Consider the following 19,634-nt stretch of genomic DNA (forward strand, 5'->3'; position numbering starts at 1 on the left):
TCAGTATCATTTTCATCGTATTCTCGATAAATATAATCGCTTTTATTACCAGATTTTTAGATTGTTACTATCATCCGCTGTACCATTCTTTTTCAGTAAATCCATACTCATTTCGAAATTCTTCAGAATATAGTTGAAGTATATAATTTTTTACAAAATTTGGATAGAAAATACGAATAGGAAGTGCTATCAGTAATAGTAGAATAATTAACCATAAAAAAAGTTGTCCTACTGGGATCAAGACTTTAGTAATCCAAGAAGAATTGCCTATAATCCAAAATTTATTTATACGATAATACTGCATTGCAATAATAATTAGCCCAATTCCATATATCATTGATTTGTCAATTAATTTTCCAAAAATAGGGGTTTTTATATCAGCTCTAAAAGTAGAAATTTCTTGCAGCACTCTATACTGAATATATTTATAAATAGAGAATTCAAGAAAAAAAATACTCATTATCGAAAGAAACATTTGAACTAGAATTTGAGATAGATACTCCATACTTATATTACCAGAAAATGTTAACAGTAATATCCATAAACCTATTGAAAAAACAAGTGAACATACATTCAAAATGATAGAACAGTTAGAATAAAATCTAGATAAGTAATTTTCAGATATACTCTTAAAGTTAATCTTGAAAAAAAATATACTTGTCAGCAAAACACTTAACCATTCTATAACGGCGAAAAATGGCCTACTTAGTATCCATCCAGACAAACTTGCTGCCATTAATATCTGTAAAATAATAGTCAAAGTAAATATACTGTATTTTGGTAATAGAAGTTTGTTATTCATATTATTTGATACATCACGAAGATCCACTATTTGTTTTGCTTGTTCAAAATCAATAGTCTGGATATTATTTTTAATGTTTTTATTTAAAACAATATCTACTGCTTTCATTTTACACCCCAATTATCCAACGGAGAGTTATTAGGGCTCACTCCGTTATTACCTTGGTTAGGAGTATACTGTGTACCAGGATTAAAATTGGGGCTCCCACTTTCAGGCTGTACTCCCGGACGATAATTTTTATCTGTTGGACTAGCTTCATGCTTTCCATAATCCTTATATAGATTGTCCAGCCACTCTCTTTTATCGCTTTCTTTATTCCATCCTAAATCATTTTTTTCACCAGGGACTAAATTGGGGATGTTATTAATTATATTATATTTTCCATACTGCCATAGTGTATTTGCTGTGCCCACCAAAGCTCCAATTGGTCCGCCATATTGTGCTCCTTCTAACGGTCCAGCATTCCACATAAATAAATTAATACCACCATATAATGCTTTGCTTTCATCTCCATAAGCAGGACTTTTAGGATTAGTGTATTCTTCATACGCGTAACCTATAATAGTCAACGTATCACCACCGTACGAAAGTCCCTCTCTTGCAACGGGATGTGCTTTTACGAACTTAGAAACGGGATCTAATTTCTTGAATAACGTTAGTCCAACTTTAGAACCTGCAATCACTTTTGCACCAGCTTTTGATTTAGATAAAATACTTGTTACGTATCCTAGAGGGGCTAATACATCCCAACCTTTGTCACTTAAATGTAATAAGCTCCCATAAACTTTGGCTTGATTATCTAAAGATAACTTACTAACATACAACCCAAATTTGGGATTATTTAATACATTCTTAGCAATATTTTTAGGAAGTTGATTCCAACTTTCTTGCATAATAAATAGATTCAACGCAGCATCCTGTATTCCTTTTGGAAACTTATCTAAAGCTGCGATGACGTAGCTAAATAATCGATCATTATTTTTAATTTTTTCAAGTGCTGCTGCTGGATTTTTAGAAAACAAGTCATTCAGTTCTTTAATTGCTAAATTCTTTTCTTTTTCTTCCATCTCTTTTAGCTTATCTGTATTTTTAAGAGAATTAAACCAACTTTTATCTACTCCAGCAGGTAACGTATATGATCCATCACTATTTACAATGGTACTGTCTAAAACTAAAACGCCCTGCATGGCTATCTTTAGATCATTAAGACTGTTATTAAATAGCCCGCTTGTTTGAGAAGAAAAGGAGTGCAATTTCTCTAATTTTTTTTGCAGTTGCTCAATATCATCCTGAATATTATCTGACATTCGGTTTAGGTTTTTCTGGAAATTGAGCAAGGAATCTAGCACTGCTGCAACTGGATTGTTTCTTGAAGCTGTTTTTGCGACAGATGAAGCAAATTCCACAGAAGCTTTCATCGCTTTCTTTATCGCAATTTGTTGATTTAAATTATCTTCATTTAAGTAACCCTCACTTGAAATAGTTTGATCGGCTGATTTATATTTTTGTAATTCTTGCTCGATTGCATCACAAGCGGTCGTTGCTCGTGTAATCGTCGGGATAATCAGATCGCTAAATAATCCTTTGCCAGCAGTGTAAGCTGCGCCTGCTAGTGTGCGTCCATCAACTGCTGCAACTATTTTTTGACTGCCAGATTTTAATTGGTTAGTTGCTTCTTTTCCACTCGCCAAATTACTTGTTAAGGCTTGAATCAATTCTGCGGACTCGCCACTTGAATAAACTAATCCCAAGGAATATCACCCCGTTTCTTATAAAGTAATTCTCGTTCTTCATCCATCTTTTTTGTTTCTTTCTTATAAGCTAATGCAATTTGTTCATTGGATTCACGTAGTAATTGACGAAATACTCGCTCTTGTTCTTCATTATTACGTTGTAACCAACTAGTTTTGAAACCACCAAATCTTGAATTTTCATCGTTTAAATTACTTAGTTCCTTAAAACTTCTATGAAGGTCTTCTTCTAGGGTATAAATAGATTCTTCTATTTTTCTTTTCCCATTATTAAGTTCATCAATTAACTGTTCATTTTCTAAAATTAGCCGATCATATTTCACACGTTCTTGATCACTCATCTTATGTTCCAATTCTTTCACCTCTTAAAACTTAATCTGACTATCTCGAAGTGCAATAAGTTCTGCAATTTTAGGGAATTTTTCACTTTGAGTCGTTATACACTCAACTAGTTGAGCTAAATCTGACAATAATTGGTTATTCACTTCCATTCCAGTTTTCATACTGGCTATTGTACTTTGACCCAAAGAGACTTGTTGTCCTTTATTGATAGTGACTGATTTCACACCTGAAATAGCGGCTGTTGCTAAGCCAGTACTTGAAGCAATATTGCCCATAAAAACCCTCCTCTTATCATTTATGCTAGAGTTTAAGTCAATTTATTATAAAAACAGTATATCAAAAAACAGATACATAATGTAAAAAAATAAAGAATTTTTTTCTAGGTGATTTATGTATGTATTCATGTCAATATACGCTTCTTCTTAAATTCATCAATTTTCGGCATTATCGTTTTATTTTACGTTCAGGAATGCTTAAACGTCATTTAATACAGATAGGAGATAAAAATACGGTATGAGGAATAAAAGGGAACGAATAACGGAATTAGCCTATACTTTAAGTGTGCACAATAAAAGAAGAAAGAAGGGGATCGTTATGGATCAAAAATATGTTCCTGCGGTAATCAGTTTGATATTTTTATTTGTAGCAGCGACGATTTTAATTAAACCATTACCGATAAAAGTACTCATGGCTATCATTACAGTTGTTTCTAGTGGTTACTTCTATCATTCTTGCTTATCCATCGTTTCTAGTAAAAAGTAGCTAATAGGATAGAAAATACGATTTTTTCTCATAAGCAAATCTATTACCCATTTTTTTAGTCGCTACTAGCAAAATCCCCTTGCCAAAATCTCCTTTCTATGATAAATTAAGTTAGTATGAGCTGAAAACTATCGCTCCGAGATCAAAGCAAAGGAGGAAACTAAAAATGGCAAAAGTATGTTACTTTACTGGTCGTAAAACAAAAAGCGGCAATAACCGCTCACATGCAATGAACGCTACTAAACGTACTGTTAAACCTAACTTGCAAAAAGTTCGTGTATTAATAGACGGTAAACCTAAAAAAGTTTGGGTGTCAACTCGTGCTTTGAAATCTGGTAACATTGAGCGTGTTTAATAAATTGTAATCAAAAAGCTGAACGGCATGCCGTTCAGCTTTTTTTAGTGAGATCTCGACTTTGGATAACTGCGATCATTCCAGAATCGAATGAAAACGAAGCAGTATTGCCTACGAATTCATTACTAGCATATGATGTTGGTACTGGAACCTCTACATGATCCAAGGTGTATTTACTTTCTGTTAACGTTAGACCTTTAACAGGTGTTAAACAGCAATACGCTAAATAAGTCATGTGTGCTTCTTTTTTTACAGTATAGCTACCTGGACTATAGTAGGTAATACTATTTTGTCGATCTTTTAACTGAATCTGTTCTGCAAATGAACGGAATTTTGGTTCTAAAGGCAGCCAGAGATTCGAAAGAAAATGATCCGCTCTACCGCCAGTTGCTCCGATGATCGTCACCTGCGCTTTAGGAAATCGTTCAAAGGCTCGGATCAATCCGAGCTGAGTATCTGTAAAATCTTTTTCCGCCTGCGCTTGCTCTATTTCGCCAGCCTTTTTTTGAACAATTTCAAATTCCTCTTCAGATAAAGAATCAAAATCGCCTACAGCTAAATCCAATTTCCAGCCCTGTTCTAAACTATATAAACTTCCACGATCAATTCCTACAAGATAGTCAAACTGCGTGATCTCCAACTGCGGCCATTCTTTTGGCGAGCCGCCAGCCACAAGTAGTATCTCCATTAGTCCAACACAGCTCGCAACGCTGCAATTCTTTCTTTAGGACTTTCTGAGTTGTAGATATAAGATCCTGCCACAAAGACATTCGCTCCAGCTTCTTTACAACGTTTTGCTGTATTTGGTTCGATCCCTCCATCAACTTCGATATCGTAAGTATAGCCTTTTGTTTCTTTCCATTCGTTCAACTGAGCGATTTTATCCAACGAGCTTTCAATAAATGTTTGTCCGCCAAAACCTGGATTCACTGTCATGATCAAGACTTGATCGACTAAATTCAACACATATTCAATTGCAGATAACGGTGTTCCTGGATTGATGACTACTCCAGCTTTTACACCAGATGCTTTAATCATTTGAATCGCACGGTGAATATGCGGTGTTGATTCTTGATGAACCGTAATGATATCTGCGCCAGCTTTCGCAAAAGCCTCTATATAATTTTCCGGCTGTACGATCATTAAATGGACATCTAACGGTAATTTTGTCACTGGTCGAATCGCTGAAACTACGTTAGGTCCTAAAGTAATATTGGGTACGAATTGACCATCCATCACATCCACATGAATATAGTCAGCTCCTAATTTTTCAACTAATTGAATATCTCTTTCTAAATTTGCAAAATCTGCGCTTAAAATAGATGGTGCTAATTTCATAAAAAAATCCTCCTTCGTTTTTTAGCTAACTTATATGATTATTTTTTTCTATACATTGGTTTACGGTTTTCGATTTCTGATAAAAACTGAAGATAATTATCATAACGTGTTTGGGCAATTCCGCCAGTTTCTACTAATGCTTTCACTTCACAGCCAGGTTCTTTTCGATGCATGCATTCCCGAAATTTACATAAATGCGACGCTTCTACAAATTCTGGAAATTGCTTGGGCAGCTCCGTTGCTTCCATCTCTAAAAAGTCAATCGAACTAAAACCAGGTGTGTCAGCAACTAATCCATCAAACAACGGTAATAGTTCAACATGGCGTGTGGTATGTTTTCCGCGTCCTAACGATTCAGAAATTTCATTTGTAGCTAATTGTAGCTCTGGAGAAATCTTATTCAACAGTGTCGATTTTCCCGCACCTGATTGTCCCATAAACACAGTCAAACGTTCTGGAAAATACTGTTCCAACAAATGGACTGCTCCTTCATCACTCACACTTGTTGCTGCGATTACAGGATACAGCGTTCCATATACATGTTGCACATCTGCTACACTGACGGTTTCAGTACCAGTAAGCAAATCGATTTTGGTTAAATAAATAATCGGTTCAATCCCTTTGTCTTCCAATGTCACTAAAAATCGATCCAGCAAATTAAACGAAAAATTCGGTTCCACCATGCTCATAACGATCACACCTTGATCGACATTGGCAACAGGCGGACGGACGAGTTCATTATGTCTAGGAAAAACCTCCAGTAAATAGCCATCAGTTAAATTATCACTTTCAAACATCACTTCATCCCCAACTAGCGGAGTAATCTTGCGATTACGAAAATTGCCGCGGGCTCTTGTTTGAAATGTCTGTCCTTCTGCATAAACATAGTAAAAACCACTTAACGCTTTTCTGATTTGACCTTTCAATGTATCAACTCCTATCATAATCGAATATACACTAATGTATAGGTCATTTCAACTTTCAACGAAAAAACCTAAGATCTTTCCAGATTGCTTTGGACTGTTTATTAGATTAAAATCAAGAGGAAAAAATTTAGTGTGTGCCTATTTAATTAAAGCATTGATTTTTGTTCATTAAATCGTTTCTTATATAGGAAAATATTTCCTTGATCGTTCCCATTTCACTCCTCTTACAGAAGTCTTCGCCCTTTATTGAACATACCTTCTCATCATTCACCGATTAGCAGATGACAGCTATTACTTCATATTAGCCATTTTTTACCTTTGAAGGGTTTTCATATATACTATTTGAAAATTCGATGTATAATTTATTTGTTAATAATTATTCTGGAGGAAAAACACATGTGTACAAGTTTGACATTTACATCAACTCAAGGAAATCATTTTTTAGCTAGAACAATGGACTTTGGTTTTGAACTGGATGGCAGACCGATCGTTATGCCTAGAAACCATGAATGGACCACTCATTTCGGGCAAAAGCAAAAATCAAGCTATGGGTTTGTGGGCACTGGTCGTAAATTAGAAGAATACTTTTTTGCTGATGGCGTGAATGAACATGGGCTTTCCGTTGCAGAATTGTATTTCCCGAATGAAGCAAAATACTTATCTGAACCAATAGAAAACAAGCTAAATCTTGCCCCGCATGAATTTATCTTATGGCTGCTTGGTGAAATGTCAAGTATCGAAGAGCTAAAACAACGTGTCAATGAAGTAGTGATCGTAAATGCACCCGTTTCTCTTTTAGGAATCACTGTTCCTCTTCATTTCATCGTTGCTGACAAATCTGGAAACTCAATCGTAGTTGAAACAAATAGTGGAAAAATCGAAATCAAAGACAATCCTATTGGTGTTATGACTAATAGTCCTGAACTTGAATGGCATCTTAAAAATCTAAATAATTATATTTTTATCCGACCTACCAATGCTTCCGCTATATCTATTGATGATTTTACTCTTAAGCCTTTTGGACAAGGCTCCGGAACCTTCGGATTACCTGGCGGATATACTTCTCCTGAACGCTTTGTTCGTACAGTCTATACTCGTCATTTGACCGAAAAAGGACAGACCACTAAGGATGCGGTCAATGCAGTCTTTCATATTTTGAATAATGTTACTATTCCAAAAGGAGTTAACATAAAAGATGACGGTGCTGTCGATTATACGCAATATCGGGTGGTCATGGACACTGACGAACTTGTCTATTACTTGAATCCTTATAGCACACAGGAAGTATTTTCTGTAAAATTGACTGAGAATCTTTTAACGGCCAATGAACCAACTGAATTTGGGATCAATCCGACATTCAACGCTACTTCTTTAAACTAAAATAAAAAATGAAGCAACCTGATTTTAATCGGCTGCTTCATTTTTTTTTAGCTATTTTCATCATTTGCAGGCTCTGACGCGTCAGAATAATTGACCGTGATGGTCGTTCCCTTAGCTACACTGCTGCCAATGCTTGGTGACGTACTAACCACTTTTCCTTTAGAGCTGTCACCTGAACCGACTGCGTAGTTCAGCCCGGCATTTTTAATCTGTGCTTCAGCTTCTGAAGGCGATAGATTAGAAATACTTGGAACGTTCACATTGCTAGGGCCTTTACTGACTCTTAGTGTGATTTTACCATTACTATTAAGATCAAAGGATGCTCCTGCTCCTGGATCTTGTGAAACTACAGTATCTTTAGGTAAGTCGCTGTCCACCTCTTCTTTAGCAATTTGGCTTTGTTTAATGCCTAAGCCAAGTAATGCATTCACTGCATTATCGTAAGTATAGCTTTCTGCATAACTTCCCAAAATGACTGTATTCGACTCCGAGCTGCTTTCTGCCGGTTTATCCGGTCCAGAGCTGACTACTAATGTGATTTTCCCATTTTTCGGATTGAATGGATTCCCAGCGGCTGGGTCTTGATCCATAACCAAGCCTTTATCTACCGTATCACTCGCTTTATCCACTCGTGTGATTTGACTTGATTTAATCCCATAGCTTAGCAATTCAGCCACTGCGTTATCGTAACTGTAACCCAGACTTGCATAGTTTGCTAGATAAATATCATCTGGTCCTTCACTGACCACCAATGTGATTTCATCAGTTTTTGGATCCACTTCTTCGCCAGCTTCCGGTGTTTGGCTAATGACTTTATCCTCATCTACTTTAGCATTCGTTTCTTTGCTGACTTTGATACGACTTTCTTGGAAACCTAGTTTCTTTAGTTCTTCGATAACATCTTTGTAATCTTCTCCAGTATAATCCTCTAGCTCGATCTTTTTGTTTCCAGTACTGATATACAGTTCGATTTCCCGGTTCTTTTTAACCGTGGATTCTGCAACTGGGTCTGTTTTGACTACGTTTCCTTCTTCGATCGATTCATCTGGAATCTTTTTGGTTTCTTCTTTGACCTTTAAGCCGGCATCTTCTAAAATTGTCCGTGCTTGTGCTTCAGTTTTATCTGATACATCAGGAATTTTGACCTCGCTGCTGCCTTGGCCTGCAAGATACAAGCCTCCTCCGACTAGTAAAATCAAAAGTACAATAACAAACGCGATGATTCGATTACGTTTTTTCTTTTTCTTTTTCGCTTTGTCTTCTGCTTCTTGCTGTTCGATTTCTTCATGTTCGTTCCGCTCTTCCTCGGGTGCTTCCATTGCGGCAAATGATGAAGGCATTGCCATATCATCTGTGATCGGTGTAAGAATCTTCGTCTCTCCAATCAGTCCAGTTGGCTGCCACTTCGGTTCATCTAAACGATTGGCTGCTAGTACGGTGTAGAGATCCCGTGACATTTCTTCGGCCGTTTTATAACGATCAGCTGGATCTTTCGCTGTTGCATGCAGAACTACATTTTCCAACGATTGCGGAATGTTTGGATCAACCATTTTAACCGACGGCATTTCTTCTTGGAAATGTTTTAAAGCAATCGTTACTGCGGATTCTCCGTCAAACGGAACATTTCCTGTCAACATTTCATATAAAATGATCCCAACCGCATAAACATCAGATTGGTTCGTCGCCATGCTACCTCTGGCTTGCTCAGGTGATAAATAATGAACAGATCCCAGCATCGTATTGGTTTGGGTGATCGACGTCTCTGTTAAAGCAATAGCGATCCCGAAATCGGTGATTTTTACCACACCGCTTTCATCCATCAAAATGTTTTGTGGTTTTAAATCTCTATGAATGATTCTATGTTCATGGGCAAGTGAAACTGCTGATAAGATTTGCTCCATGATATCTACGATTTTTGCATATGGAATCGGATATTGAGTCTGGATATATCGTTTTAGATCCATCCCTTTGACATATTCCATCACTAAGTACTGCAGTCCGTCTTCTTCCCCTACATCATAAACACTGACGATATTCGGATGAACCAATTCAGTAGCTGCTAAGGCTTCTCTTTGGAAACGACGAATCGCTGCCTGATCGTTTTGGAAGTCAAAACGCAGGACCTTGATCGCTACATCTCGATCCAAAATCAAGTCGTGAGCTAAAAAGACGTTTGCCATTCCGCCACTACCGATATTGCCAATAATATGATATCGACCATTTAATTTTCTGCCGATTTCGATCATTGGTTTTCCTCCTTCTGTTCGTCAAAATGTATTACTAGGACAGTAATGTTATCTGCGCCTCCCGCTTCATTCGCTTGGGCAATCAACATCGATACTTTATCCTTTAACGGTTGATCTGAAAGTAAAATTGCTAAAATATCCTCTTCAGAAACCATATTGGTCAGTCCGTCTGAACACAGCAAAATGTAATCGTTCGGTACCCACAGATGATTCGTTACATCTACTTCTACGGTTCCCGGCATACCTAATGAACGAGTCAACACATTTTTCCGCGGATGGTTCGCAGCCATTTCACGAGTGATTTCGCCAGATTTCACCAGTTCATTGACTAGAGAATGGTCTTCTGTTAATTGAACTAGCTGATCATTGCGGACTAAATACGCCCGGCTATCTCCAATATTTGCCAGCACAAAAGAACGATCTAGTAATACCGCGCTGACGATAGTCGTTCCCATTCCTAAATATTCTGGTTGAGATTGTCCTTTTTGATAGATCAATTCGTTTTCGTCTTGAATTTCTTTGATCAACCATTGTGCCGCCTTTTCTGATGTTTCGATCAGACTTTCTTGCCAGCGTACACCTAGATTGTTCACAGCCATTTGACTAGCTACATCACCAGCCTGATGACCACCCATTCCATCAGCTAAAACTGCCAAAGCAAGACCTGCTTGATTTTCAAATAACCCCGCATAATCTTGATTGGTATTCCGTCTCCGACCGACATCTGTTTGAAAATTGATTTCCACTCTGCTTCACCTCGTTTAACAAACTTTCTGCATACAACAAATAAAAAAGCCATCCGTTCCTAATTGATGCGGGTATAGTGTCAGCATTTGATCTTGTACAGCAGTCTGTACTAGTTCATTGACTTTCACATCTATTTTTTTAAATTCGGGATGTTTCTCTAAAAATGCTGCGACAACTTCCTGATTTTCTTCTTCAGCAATCGTACAAGTGCTATACACCATTATACCCCATTGTTTCAATGTTTGGGCAACACTTTCTAGAATTTCTAATTGGATTTTAGGTAATTGCTCAAAATCTTGTGCAGACTTATGGTATTTAATGTCCGGTTTACGGCGCATCAGACCAAGTCCTGAACAAGGAGCATCCACTAAGATACGGTCAAAATATTCGGCTGGAAACTCTGCACCGACTTCACGGGCATCTAATTTTTCTGTATCTACCACTTCTTTGACATGTAGACGTTCCGCATTTTGTTTGATCAATTTGATTTTATGATCATGAATATCCAAAGATTTGACGCGACCGCCTTTTTTCGCATCTAGGAATGTTGCGATGTGTGTTGTTTTTCCGCCAGGCGCTGCACAGGCATCTAGAACAACATGATTTTCTTCAATCTGCATAGCTGGTGCCACCAGCATCGAGCTTTCATCTTGGATCGTCAGTTTCCCTGCGGCAAATAAATAGCTTCCAGCTAAAAAGCCTTTATCTGCAACAACTCCGTATGGTGAAATGCGGCTAGCGGAAACTTCGATGTGCTCTCTTTTTAATTCTTCCAGTGCTTCATCGATAGTAATTTCGTTTGTGTCAACTCGTCCGCTAACATGGCTTTTTTCGAAAAGAGATACTCCTAATTTTCTTGTTTCTTCCATTCCTAATTGTTTGATCAATTTTTCAGTCAGCCACTGCGGCATACTGATTTCGATGGATAAACGTTTTACTGGATCTTGAATTTTTTCAAGACTAGGAACTCCTTCTCTTTGAAACGCTCGAAGAACGCCATTTACGAATTTTCCGATGCCACTGTTTCCACGATGCTTGCCGATTTCTACCGCTTCATTGATAATTGCATGATCAGGAACCTTATCCAAAAACACTAACTGGTACACTGATAGGCTTAGTAAATTTTTGACCCAGCTATCTACTTTTTTAGGGTTTTGAATAAATGGTGTTAAATAATATTCTAGCAATAGCTTGCGGCTGATCGTACCATAAACAAGCTCCGTGAATAAACGACTGTCTTTTTCATTCAGTGCCGAATTGTTGATCATTTCATTTAGCAATAGATTAGAATAGGCTCCGCCGTTATCGACACGTTCGATTGTTCTAAGTGCAACGTAACGTACAGAGTTCTTCACTCTTGCTGGTATCTTTTTTCCCATACTGATTAGCCCACCTTATCCGATTCTGCCACTGCTTTACCCACACCATTCAAGAAATCTTGAATCGATAATTGACCTTTTCCAGAAGGCTGAAGCGTATTTATTGAAAGAACCGTTCCTTTACCACAAGCGATCCATAATTCTTTTTTGCCACGCTTAATAATGGTTCCAGGTTCTGCTGTTGTCGTTTCCTCTAAGGGAGTGACTGCCCAGATTTTCCAGTTAGTATCATTATATGTAGTAAATGCTGTCGGCCAGGGACGCATTCCACGTACTTGATTATCCACTTGCTCTGCTGTTTTATTCCAATCGATTTTCTCTTGTTCTCTTGTGATATTTGGTGAAAACGTGGCTTGGCTTTCATCTTGTGGGATCGGTGTAATTTGATTGCTCAAAAGCTTAGGCAATGTTTCTAATAACAGATCTCTTCCGACAATACTCAAACGATCAAACATGCTTCCTACATCATCTGATTTTGTAATGGGAATAGCTTTTTGAGAAAGAATAGCTCCGGCATCCATTTTTTTGACCATTTCCATGATTGTAACGCCTGTTTCTTTTTCCCCTTCGATAATTGAGTAGTGGACAGGTGCTCCACCGCGGTATTTAGGCAATAATGAGGCATGAACGTTGATCGCCCCGAAGGCTGGCGCCTGTAAAATTTTCTCTGGTAAAAATTGCCCAAAGGCTGCCGTTACAATCAAATCAGGGGAAAGCTCAATGATTTTTTCCATTTCTGCTGATCCTGAAATTTTTTCTGGCTGTAAGACCAATAAACCATGTTTTACAGCGGCTTCTTTTACAGGGGTTGGTGTGATTACTTTTTTCCGCCCAACTGGACGATCTGGCTGCGTCACTACTGCTTGAATGTCATAGCCGTTTTCAATCAATCCTTCTAAAATTGGAACTGAAAAGGCGGGTGTTCCCATAAAAATTAGTTTAGTCATCTAAGTGTTCCTCCATATATGCATCTAAATCTTCTGCTTTGATCGGTTCAATGATTTTATCAATAAATAGTTCGCCGTTTAAGTGATCGATCTCATGTTGAAATGCTCTAGCTAAATAGCCGTAAGCTGTCACTTCGATTTCATCTCCCTCACGATCAAAATAGCGAACAGTGACTTCCTCAGCCCGCTCGACCGTTCCATAGGTCCCAGGAATACTTAAACAGCCTTCTACATCTATGTCTGTTCCTTTACTTTCGATGATTTCTGGATTGATCAGCTCAAACAAGCCTGTTTCCTCATCCACTTCGACCACAGCAAGCTGTAGGTTTTTGCCGATTTGAGGTGCTGCTAAACCAATTCCATCATGGGCAATCATCGTTTCATACATGTTTTCTAAAAGAAGAATCGTTTCATCAGTAATCATGGTAATCGGCTTCGCTTTTTGTGTTAAACGTTCATTTGGGTGTATTACAATAGGATAGCGCATAACATTTCCTTTCTATCGGAGCAAGTTTTTTAGTTTTTATAACGTTTCTCTTGTTTCCGAGAATCACAGGCGTCTAGATAAAGTTCATCGGCTCTGCATCGATTGATAATTTCAGTCCGTGTGCAGTTGCTTTTTGAGTGTCTGTCAGTATTTTCTGCAATATATTCTGTAGATTGGGTTCTTGCTTATATTTGATGATTACTTGATAGAAGTAGCGGTTATTGACTCGCATAATGGCATTAGGCGTTGGTCCAAGTAAAATGCTTTGATCCGATAAACCAGCTTGTAACTCTCTGACGATCTCAAACATCTGCTTTGCCGCTTGATTTTCTTCTGGATGGCTAGCTGTAATCTGAACTGTATAGTAAAAAGGCGGATAGTCTCCACGGTGGCGGACGTACATTTCTTTTTGATAAAAGTCTTCATAATCTTGTGCTTTGGCTAACTGGATCGCATAATGCTCTGGATTGAAAGATTGAATGATCACTTCTCCAGGCTTTTCTGCGCGTCCTGCGCGTCCGCTGACCTGTGTCAACAACTGAAATGTTCGTTCACTGGAACGAAAATCAGGAAGATTTAGGGCTGTATCCGCATTTAATACGCCAACTAATGTTACATTAGGGAAATCCAGACCTTTTGCGATCATTTGAGTGCCCAATAAGATATCTGCTTCATGGTTGCCAAAAGCCGTTAGAATTTTTTCATGCGCACCTTTTCGCCGAGTCGTATCTACATCCATTCGCAAGATCCGACTATCTGGGAACAGCCCCTTTAGCTCTTCCTCTACTTTTTGCGTTCCAGTTCCGTAGTAGCGAATCTTATCTCCACCGCAATTCGGACAATGATAAGGAATTCGTTCTTCGTGACCGCAATAATGGCATTTCATCGTTTTAGTATCCATGTGCAAGGTCAATGAAATATCACAGTTTGGACAGGGCAAAACATAGCCGCAATCACGGCACATAACAAAGGAAGAATAGCCGCGCCGATTCAGTAATAGGACACTTTGCTCACCTTTAACAAGACGATCCTGCAGTTTTTCTTGAAGTGCTAAAGAAAAGGATGAGGTATTTTTCTGCTGAAGTTCTTCCCGCATATCTACGATATCAATGGTTGGTAATGTAGCGGTTTGGTTCGCTCGTTTCGTCAACACCAAGCGCTCATACACATTTTTTTGTGCCCGTGCTCGTGACTCCAATGAGGGCGTAGCGCTTCCCAACACGATTGGGCAATGATGATAGGCGCCACGCCAAATCGCCAAATCTCTAGCGTGATATCGAGGTGTTTCTTCTTGTTTATAACTGGCTTCATGTTCTTCATCGATGATGATCACACCTAAATTTTCTAAAGGAGAAAAAATAGCCGAACGCACGCCAACGACAACTTGTGCTTCTCCACGCTCGATTTTTCGCCATTCATCATACTTTTCACCTTGTGATAACGCACTATGCATCACCGCTACCTGCTCACCAAAACGACTTTTAAAACGATGAACCATTTGGGGAGTTAAAGAAATTTCTGGTACTAACATCATGGCTGTTTTTCCTTGATTTAAGGCTTCTGCAATAATTTGAAGATAGACTTCTGTTTTACCGCTGCCAGTGATTCCTTCTAATAAGTAGGTTTTACTTTGTGCTTGATTCATTGCTTCTAGGACACGATCAACAGCGACTTGCTGTTCATCATTTAAGGCTAACGCAGTCGTCTTTTCAAATGTATGATCTGCAAAGGGATCACGATACGCTTCTGTTTCCACGAAGGTCAGCCAGCCTCTTTTAGCCCCATCGTTTAAGACTGCTGTACTAAAGCCTAATGTCTTCATTTCCTTTACTGTGGTCATCTGTTCAAGCCCTAATTGTTGTAGATAATGAATCAGCTGTTCTTTTTTTTGCGAACCTTTTCTCAGATCCATACGCGCTTCTTCTAATTGCTCAAAAGATTTAAGCGCTTGGACATAGCGAATCGTTTTCACTTTATTTCTTGTATTGACCTCATAACGAATATCGACTTTCTGCTGCTTTCTCAACTGCATCAACTGCGGCAAAATATTTCGCTCCAAAGCTTCGTCCCAAGCAATTTCATCTAATCCGTAAAATAATTCATCTTGTACTGCTTCGTCTAATTCATCGGTCAAATATATGTATTTTCGATAATCTGCCCTCATCACACTCGGCAGCATCGTTTGTAGGCAGGTGATTTTAAACGCGAAAGTTTTCTCTTTCATATAATCTGCTAATGCTAATAATTCTGTATTTAATACTGGCTTCAAATCTAAAACAGACAGAATTTCTTTCCATTCAAAGGTTTGCTCAGCGATTTCTTCGTCTGAAACGGTTTGAATGTCTAAAACAAATCCCTGCAGATGACGATTTCCATTGCCAAAAGGTACTTCTACCCGCATTCCTACTGTAAGTTGATTTTCTAAGTTCAAAGGAATCAAATAAGTAAACGGTTGATCGGTCTGCATCGTTGGAACATCAACAATCACTTGGGCCGTCTTTCTCATATACATTCCTCCATTCTTTTATTATTTAACTAAATGCTCTTTTTAAACATCCTTCTCGCTTGTGCTTTTCTTTGCTTATTGTACTAAAGAATCCCTGTTTTGTCTTGCTTCTCCGGTTTCTATTGTAAAAAAAGCCATAGATAACTGTTTTATTCGACTGTTTTCTCTTTTCTGTAGTATAAAGCGTACAGTCCTTCTTCACCATCATGGATTTTTTCAGTTCCAGCGGCTACTGCTTTTTGATAATAGTCGATCTTCCAGTCGATTTTCTCTAGATTTGCTTCTAAATCAGCAACCATCGCTCTCATCTTTTCTCGATAGTTTTTATAGTAGTCTAGTCGCTGCTTCAATGTTTGATCCCCGCCCATGATCATCGTCATGACTGCTTTTATTTCCTTCGTTGTTGCTCCTGTGTCTTTCATAAAACGGATCGTTGCCAATAAATCCAAATCAGATTCAGAAAAATGACGAACGCCATGCTGATCTTTTGTAACAAAAGGTAGCAACCCTAAACGATCATAATATCTCAACGTATGCTCGGAAAAATCGGTCATCTTCGCTATTTCTCCAACTGTGTACATATTTGAATTCTCCCTTCTTGACTTTGAGTATGGTCAAAGGTGTAGTATACCACATATCAACGAAAAGTGAGGCGTTTATGAATGAAAAAACCTTTAGTCATTATTACAGGAGCCAGCTCTGGATTCGGTGCTGAGATGGCCAAACAATTTAATGCCGACAACTATCCTTTATTATTACTTGGACGACGAGTAGAAAAAATCAATGCACTGCCGCTAAACTTTGACCAAGTGTTAGTGAAAGCTGTTGACGTTACAAACTTAGAACAATTTCAAGCGGCGGTTGCTGAAGGTGAAAAAGCATTTGGAAAAGCAGACCTACTCATAAACAATGCGGGTGTAATGCTTTTAGGTAATGTGTGGAAACAAGACGCATCAGAGTGGCAAACGATGATGGATACAAATGTCATTGGTGTCTTAAATGGAATGAAAACAGTGATGCAGTCGATGATGGACAGACACCACGGAACGATCATCAATATCAGTTCAATTGCAGGGCGTAAAACCTTCGGCAACCACGCTGCCTACGCCGCAAGTAAATTTGGCGTCCACGCCTTATCTGAAACGGTTCGTGAGGAACTATCTTCTCATAATGTCCGCGTCCTTGTAATGGCGCCTGGCGCAGCTGAAACAGAGCTATTGACTCACGTCACAGATCAAGATGCTGCAGATACTTACGAAAGCTGGAAAGCTTCAATGGGCGGAGTAACGTTAGACCCCATTTATGTAGCCAAAACTGTCAAATACATGTATGAACTTCCACAAGAAGTATCTATTCGTGAAGTACTGATCGCAGCGACTAGTCAAGATGCTTAAATCAATCACAGGTAGTAATCCTGACCTATTTTAAACCTTCAAAGAAAGCATAAATATGAAAAATGAGTTTGAACAATCCCCTTCCAAGGGCTTGCTCAAACTCTTATCATTGTTATTAGTAACTCGTGGCTGAGGATAGCACTCGGAATCAATTATATGTTCCCCCCCTCATTAAACAGTCAAAACATAGCCTTTCGATCTTACGGTTCGAATCGCTTTTGATGTTCCTATTTCCTCTTCAAATTTCTTGCGGATATGAAAAATCAGGTTACTGATGCGATAGACTTTCCGGTGTTCGTTCTCTTTTTCTCCCCAAATCGCTTTATATATTTCTTCATACGTAACGGTTTCACCTACGTTTTGAAACAAGATGTCCATCGCTTTATACTCAAGATTGGTTAAGCGAATTTCATCATTCTCATTTACCATGATACTTCTATTTCTAATATTTAATACAAGTCCGCCGCCATTATTTTTAGAAACAATTTTTTCCTCACTGTGTTGCCCATTCATTGCTTTTCTTCGTAACGCATTAGATACGATCAGGACCCATTCTTCCAATTTTAGGTGGTCTGTCATCACACCATCTGCCCCAAGCTTTAAATAAACCATTCGATTCATCTCATTTTGAGCCGTCGCCCAAATCCAGATCAATGAGTCTAACTCTTTTTTCAACTGCAACAGTTGACCACAAATTTCGCCAGTTTGCTCTGGTTTATTTTCCAATAAGATAAGCAGATCAAAAACAGCCCCTTCATCAGAGGCAGTTTGATGAAGTTCCCAGTCACTGGGCATCTGTGCTTGAAATTGTGTCCAACCTGACGTGTCTCCTTCAAAATTTACTACGCCGATACGATACATAGTTTCCCCTCCACTAGAAAATTTCCACTTGATTGCACTAATCAATCAGTAACTTCTTACTTGATAAAACGGCCACCAACGCAGCTCAACCGTTCCAATGATCATTTGTTTGTCAACGACACCATAATAACGACTATCCGTCGCATATTTGCGGTTATCGCCGAGTACAAGGTACTTGTCTTTCGGAATCATTCCTGTATTCGTCTTGAGAATATCTGCTGAATCAAAATCTTCTGTGATCATTTCGTTGTCTAATTTCGCCTGCGCCAATGCTCTTTGCAAAAAGCGTTCGACAATTAATCGGTCATTTATATACAATTCATCATTGCTGTAGCGAACCGTTTCCTGCGGCAAGCCAATGATTCGTCGAATCGAAGTCCCGTTTCCATCCGGCTGTTTAAAATAAACCAATGAAAAACGTCTAAGCTTGCCTAAACGATTCACGTACACACGATCACCATCATTTAAACTCTCTCTCATCCCATAACCAATAGTTTGAGGGAGCGCAAACACAAATTGTGAACACAATACGCCCAAGACAACTACAATCAAACAGGTGATGCCAATTTCTTGACTCAGTTCCTTGTACCTATGATTCTTTTTTCTTTTTTTTCTCGTTTTTTTCCTAGGTGTTCGCTTCTTATTAGGGTGTTTTTTTCTGTTCATTTCAGTCACTGCCATTTCTTATGCTACTTACTTCTTTTGTTCGAGCGCAGTTTCATTGACTTTAAAATAAGCAAAGATGTTCTTCTGAATCGTTTGGACTTTTTTGATATCTGCCACATAATCGTCATAGGTTGTTTTATCCTGTAGACTTTCAATTGACTGATTATTCAAGTTCAAGCCCAGCTCTTTCATTTGTGAATAATAGCGATTCAACATTTTTTGACCATCCACAGTCAATCGAGGATCTGCATAACGAACACCAAACCCAGATAACTTTGCAGCAAGCTCCCGGATATTCTTCCGTGTTTTCTCCGCATTTTTTGTGTCTTTTATCGTCGCTAATTGTTCTTCCGTTCGAGTCAACAAGTAATAGCCTTCAACGATCCCATCAGAATCTCGATCACTTAGATTCGTTGCTTGATGGTAACGGGAAAAAACGGCTCCTCCTGCTAGAAGTCCTCCTACCACGAAAAAGAGCAGTCCCGTTCGGACTTGTTTTTTTGTTTTATTTTTCAACCTGAAGGCTTTCTTTTTAAAAACAGCACGCTTTTTTTTATTTTTAAAACGTCGTTGCTTTAGCTGCACCATTTTTCTTCGAGTAATAACAGCCCCGACAAAAAAGGCACCTGCAACTATTATACAGAGGATAGCTGTTGAAAGTATCCCAATAAAAACCCAGTCTAGTGTCGACATTTTTCTATCCTCCAGAGGATGGCATTCGTGATACACCACCATTTTTTTCGAA

21 protein-coding genes are annotated in these 19,634 nt (G+C 38.5%); 4 read left to right on the top strand and 17 right to left on the bottom strand.

Annotated elements, in window-relative coordinates:
• Positions 1-70: 70 nt before the first annotated feature.
• The 4 genes from BCR25_RS07915 to BCR25_RS07930 are packed head-to-tail and all read right to left on the bottom strand — an operon-like array spanning position 71 to position 3,170.
• Positions 71-910, bottom strand: a complete 840-nt coding sequence (locus tag BCR25_RS07915; RefSeq protein ID WP_069663080.1) for a hypothetical protein — start codon at positions 908-910, stop codon at positions 71-73.
• Complete coding sequence (locus BCR25_RS07920) at positions 907-2,553, bottom strand: T7SS effector LXG polymorphic toxin (RefSeq protein WP_139124551.1); 1,647 nt, start codon at positions 2,551-2,553, stop codon at positions 907-909. Before BCR25_RS07920 ends, BCR25_RS07915 begins: the two co-directional genes overlap by 4 nt.
• Positions 2,544-2,894 (bottom strand): hypothetical protein, encoded by a 351-nt coding sequence (locus BCR25_RS07925; RefSeq protein ID WP_069663343.1) that lies wholly within the window; start codon positions 2,892-2,894, stop codon positions 2,544-2,546. Before BCR25_RS07925 ends, BCR25_RS07920 begins: the two co-directional genes overlap by 10 nt.
• A gap of 24 nt (positions 2,895-2,918) precedes the next feature.
• Positions 2,919-3,170, bottom strand: a complete 252-nt coding sequence (locus BCR25_RS07930) for a hypothetical protein (protein ID WP_069663081.1) — start codon at positions 3,168-3,170, stop codon at positions 2,919-2,921.
• Positions 3,171-3,408: 238 nt separating this feature from the next.
• On the opposite strand from BCR25_RS07930, the gene BCR25_RS20125 reads away from it, so the two are divergent.
• On the top strand, positions 3,409-3,657 hold the full coding sequence (locus BCR25_RS20125; protein WP_139124552.1) for a hypothetical protein: 249 nt from the start codon (positions 3,409-3,411) through the stop codon (positions 3,655-3,657).
• Positions 3,658-3,823: 166 nt separating this feature from the next.
• Positions 3,824-4,012 carry a 50S ribosomal protein L28 gene (gene rpmB / locus BCR25_RS07935; protein ID WP_069663082.1) on the top strand — a complete coding sequence of 63 codons (189 nt, stop codon included), beginning with the start codon at positions 3,824-3,826 and terminating at the stop codon, positions 4,010-4,012.
• A gap of 34 nt (positions 4,013-4,046) precedes the next feature.
• On the opposite strand, the gene BCR25_RS07940 is transcribed toward rpmB, so the two are convergent.
• Genes BCR25_RS07940 through rsgA form a run of 3 tightly spaced genes read right to left on the bottom strand, consistent with a single transcriptional unit; the run spans position 4,047 to position 6,294 of the window.
• The gene (locus tag BCR25_RS07940) at positions 4,047-4,700 is read right to left on the bottom strand and encodes a thiamine diphosphokinase (RefSeq protein ID WP_069663083.1); all 654 of its coding nucleotides are present in this window, start codon (positions 4,698-4,700) and stop codon (positions 4,047-4,049) included.
• Positions 4,700-5,350, bottom strand: coding sequence for a ribulose-phosphate 3-epimerase (gene rpe / locus BCR25_RS07945; RefSeq protein WP_069663084.1), 651 nt, complete (start codon positions 5,348-5,350; stop codon positions 4,700-4,702). The genes BCR25_RS07940 and rpe overlap by 1 nt, the downstream gene beginning before the upstream one ends.
• A gap of 38 nt (positions 5,351-5,388) precedes the next feature.
• Positions 5,389-6,294, bottom strand: a complete 906-nt coding sequence (gene rsgA / locus BCR25_RS07950) for a ribosome small subunit-dependent GTPase A (RefSeq protein WP_069663085.1) — start codon at positions 6,292-6,294, stop codon at positions 5,389-5,391.
• Between the two features lie 378 nt (positions 6,295-6,672).
• Here rsgA and BCR25_RS07955 point away from each other — a divergent pair, with 378 nt between their 5' ends.
• The gene (locus BCR25_RS07955) at positions 6,673-7,656 is read left to right on the top strand and encodes a choloylglycine hydrolase family protein (protein ID WP_069663086.1); all 984 of its coding nucleotides are present in this window, start codon (positions 6,673-6,675) and stop codon (positions 7,654-7,656) included.
• A 47-nt stretch (positions 7,657-7,703) separates the two neighbouring features.
• On the opposite strand, the gene pknB is transcribed toward BCR25_RS07955, so the two are convergent.
• The 7 genes from pknB to BCR25_RS07990 all read right to left on the bottom strand — a co-directional run bounded on the left by pknB (position 7,704) and on the right by BCR25_RS07990 (position 16,549).
• Positions 7,704-9,902, bottom strand: a complete 2,199-nt coding sequence (gene pknB / locus BCR25_RS07960; RefSeq protein WP_069663087.1) for a Stk1 family PASTA domain-containing Ser/Thr kinase — start codon at positions 9,900-9,902, stop codon at positions 7,704-7,706.
• On the bottom strand, positions 9,899-10,648 hold the full coding sequence (locus BCR25_RS07965; RefSeq protein WP_069663088.1) for a Stp1/IreP family PP2C-type Ser/Thr phosphatase: 750 nt from the start codon (positions 10,646-10,648) through the stop codon (positions 9,899-9,901). The genes pknB and BCR25_RS07965 overlap by 4 nt, the downstream gene beginning before the upstream one ends.
• A 15-nt stretch (positions 10,649-10,663) precedes the next feature.
• Positions 10,664-12,028, bottom strand: a complete 1,365-nt coding sequence (gene rsmB / locus BCR25_RS07970; protein WP_069663089.1) for a 16S rRNA (cytosine(967)-C(5))-methyltransferase RsmB — start codon at positions 12,026-12,028, stop codon at positions 10,664-10,666.
• A gap of 5 nt (positions 12,029-12,033) precedes the next feature.
• Positions 12,034-12,975, bottom strand: a complete 942-nt coding sequence (gene fmt / locus BCR25_RS07975; protein WP_069663090.1) for a methionyl-tRNA formyltransferase — start codon at positions 12,973-12,975, stop codon at positions 12,034-12,036.
• A complete protein-coding gene (def, locus tag BCR25_RS07980) occupies positions 12,968-13,462 on the bottom strand; it encodes a peptide deformylase (protein ID WP_069663091.1) in 495 nt (164 codons plus the stop codon). The genes fmt and def overlap by 8 nt, the downstream gene beginning before the upstream one ends.
• Positions 13,463-13,535: 73 nt before the next feature.
• Positions 13,536-15,968 carry a primosomal protein N' gene (gene priA, locus BCR25_RS07985; RefSeq protein WP_069663092.1) on the bottom strand — a complete coding sequence of 811 codons (2,433 nt, stop codon included), beginning with the start codon at positions 15,966-15,968 and terminating at the stop codon, positions 13,536-13,538.
• A 149-nt stretch (positions 15,969-16,117) separates the two neighbouring features.
• A complete protein-coding gene (locus tag BCR25_RS07990) occupies positions 16,118-16,549 on the bottom strand; it encodes a MerR family transcriptional regulator (RefSeq protein WP_069663093.1) in 432 nt (143 codons plus the stop codon).
• An 81-nt stretch (positions 16,550-16,630) separates the two neighbouring features.
• On the opposite strand from BCR25_RS07990, the gene BCR25_RS07995 reads away from it, so the two are divergent.
• Positions 16,631-17,362: an SDR family oxidoreductase gene (locus BCR25_RS07995; protein ID WP_069663094.1), complete on the top strand. Its 732-nt coding sequence runs from the start codon at positions 16,631-16,633 to the stop codon at positions 17,360-17,362.
• 171 nt (positions 17,363-17,533) lie between these two features.
• On the opposite strand, the gene BCR25_RS08000 is transcribed toward BCR25_RS07995, so the two are convergent.
• The 3 genes from BCR25_RS08000 to BCR25_RS08010 are packed head-to-tail and all read right to left on the bottom strand — an operon-like array spanning position 17,534 to position 19,582.
• Positions 17,534-18,223: a winged helix-turn-helix domain-containing protein gene (locus BCR25_RS08000; RefSeq protein WP_069663095.1), complete on the bottom strand. Its 690-nt coding sequence runs from the start codon at positions 18,221-18,223 to the stop codon at positions 17,534-17,536.
• 45 nt (positions 18,224-18,268) lie between these two features.
• A complete protein-coding gene (gene lepB / locus BCR25_RS08005) occupies positions 18,269-18,889 on the bottom strand; it encodes a signal peptidase I (RefSeq protein ID WP_069663344.1) in 621 nt (206 codons plus the stop codon).
• A gap of 27 nt (positions 18,890-18,916) precedes the next feature.
• On the bottom strand, positions 18,917-19,582 hold the full coding sequence (locus tag BCR25_RS08010; RefSeq protein WP_069663096.1) for a hypothetical protein: 666 nt from the start codon (positions 19,580-19,582) through the stop codon (positions 18,917-18,919).
• Between the last annotated feature and the right edge of the window lie 52 nt (positions 19,583-19,634).

Origin of the sequence: Enterococcus termitis (assembly GCF_001730305.1) — a bacterium.
Taxonomy (GTDB): domain Bacteria; phylum Bacillota; class Bacilli; order Lactobacillales; family Enterococcaceae; genus Enterococcus_L; species Enterococcus_L termitis.

Bases quoted from the DNA above. Each gene is read 5' to 3' on its own strand.
- BCR25_RS07915 (WP_069663080.1), bottom strand. From the start codon at position 910: ATGAAAGCAGTAGATATTGTTTTAAATAAAAACATTAAAAATAATATC.
- BCR25_RS07925 (WP_069663343.1), bottom strand. From the start codon at position 2,894: ATGAGTGATCAAGAACGTGTGAAATATGATCGGCTAATTTTAGAAAAT.
- BCR25_RS07930 (WP_069663081.1), bottom strand. From the start codon at position 3,170: ATGGGCAATATTGCTTCAAGTACTGGCTTAGCAACAGCCGCTATTTCA.
- BCR25_RS20125 (WP_139124552.1), top strand. From the start codon at position 3,409: ATGAGGAATAAAAGGGAACGAATAACGGAATTAGCCTATACTTTAAGT.
- rpmB (WP_069663082.1), top strand. From the start codon at position 3,824: ATGGCAAAAGTATGTTACTTTACTGGTCGTAAAACAAAAAGCGGCAAT.
- BCR25_RS07940 (WP_069663083.1), bottom strand. From the start codon at position 4,700: ATGGAGATACTACTTGTGGCTGGCGGCTCGCCAAAAGAATGGCCGCAG.
- rpe (WP_069663084.1), bottom strand. From the start codon at position 5,350: ATGAAATTAGCACCATCTATTTTAAGCGCAGATTTTGCAAATTTAGAA.
- rsgA (WP_069663085.1), bottom strand. From the start codon at position 6,294: ATGATAGGAGTTGATACATTGAAAGGTCAAATCAGAAAAGCGTTAAGT.
- BCR25_RS07955 (WP_069663086.1), top strand. From the start codon at position 6,673: ATGTGTACAAGTTTGACATTTACATCAACTCAAGGAAATCATTTTTTA.
- pknB (WP_069663087.1), bottom strand. From the start codon at position 9,902: ATGATCGAAATCGGCAGAAAATTAAATGGTCGATATCATATTATTGGC.
- rsmB (WP_069663089.1), bottom strand. From the start codon at position 12,028: ATGGGAAAAAAGATACCAGCAAGAGTGAAGAACTCTGTACGTTACGTT.
- fmt (WP_069663090.1), bottom strand. From the start codon at position 12,975: ATGACTAAACTAATTTTTATGGGAACACCCGCCTTTTCAGTTCCAATT.
- def (WP_069663091.1), bottom strand. From the start codon at position 13,462: ATGCGCTATCCTATTGTAATACACCCAAATGAACGTTTAACACAAAAA.
- priA (WP_069663092.1), bottom strand. From the start codon at position 15,968: ATGAGAAAGACGGCCCAAGTGATTGTTGATGTTCCAACGATGCAGACC.
- BCR25_RS07990 (WP_069663093.1), bottom strand. From the start codon at position 16,549: ATGTACACAGTTGGAGAAATAGCGAAGATGACCGATTTTTCCGAGCAT.
- BCR25_RS07995 (WP_069663094.1), top strand. From the start codon at position 16,631: ATGAAAAAACCTTTAGTCATTATTACAGGAGCCAGCTCTGGATTCGGT.
- BCR25_RS08000 (WP_069663095.1), bottom strand. From the start codon at position 18,223: ATGTATCGTATCGGCGTAGTAAATTTTGAAGGAGACACGTCAGGTTGG.
- lepB (WP_069663344.1), bottom strand. From the start codon at position 18,889: ATGAACAGAAAAAAACACCCTAATAAGAAGCGAACACCTAGGAAAAAA.
- BCR25_RS08010 (WP_069663096.1), bottom strand. From the start codon at position 19,582: ATGTCGACACTAGACTGGGTTTTTATTGGGATACTTTCAACAGCTATC.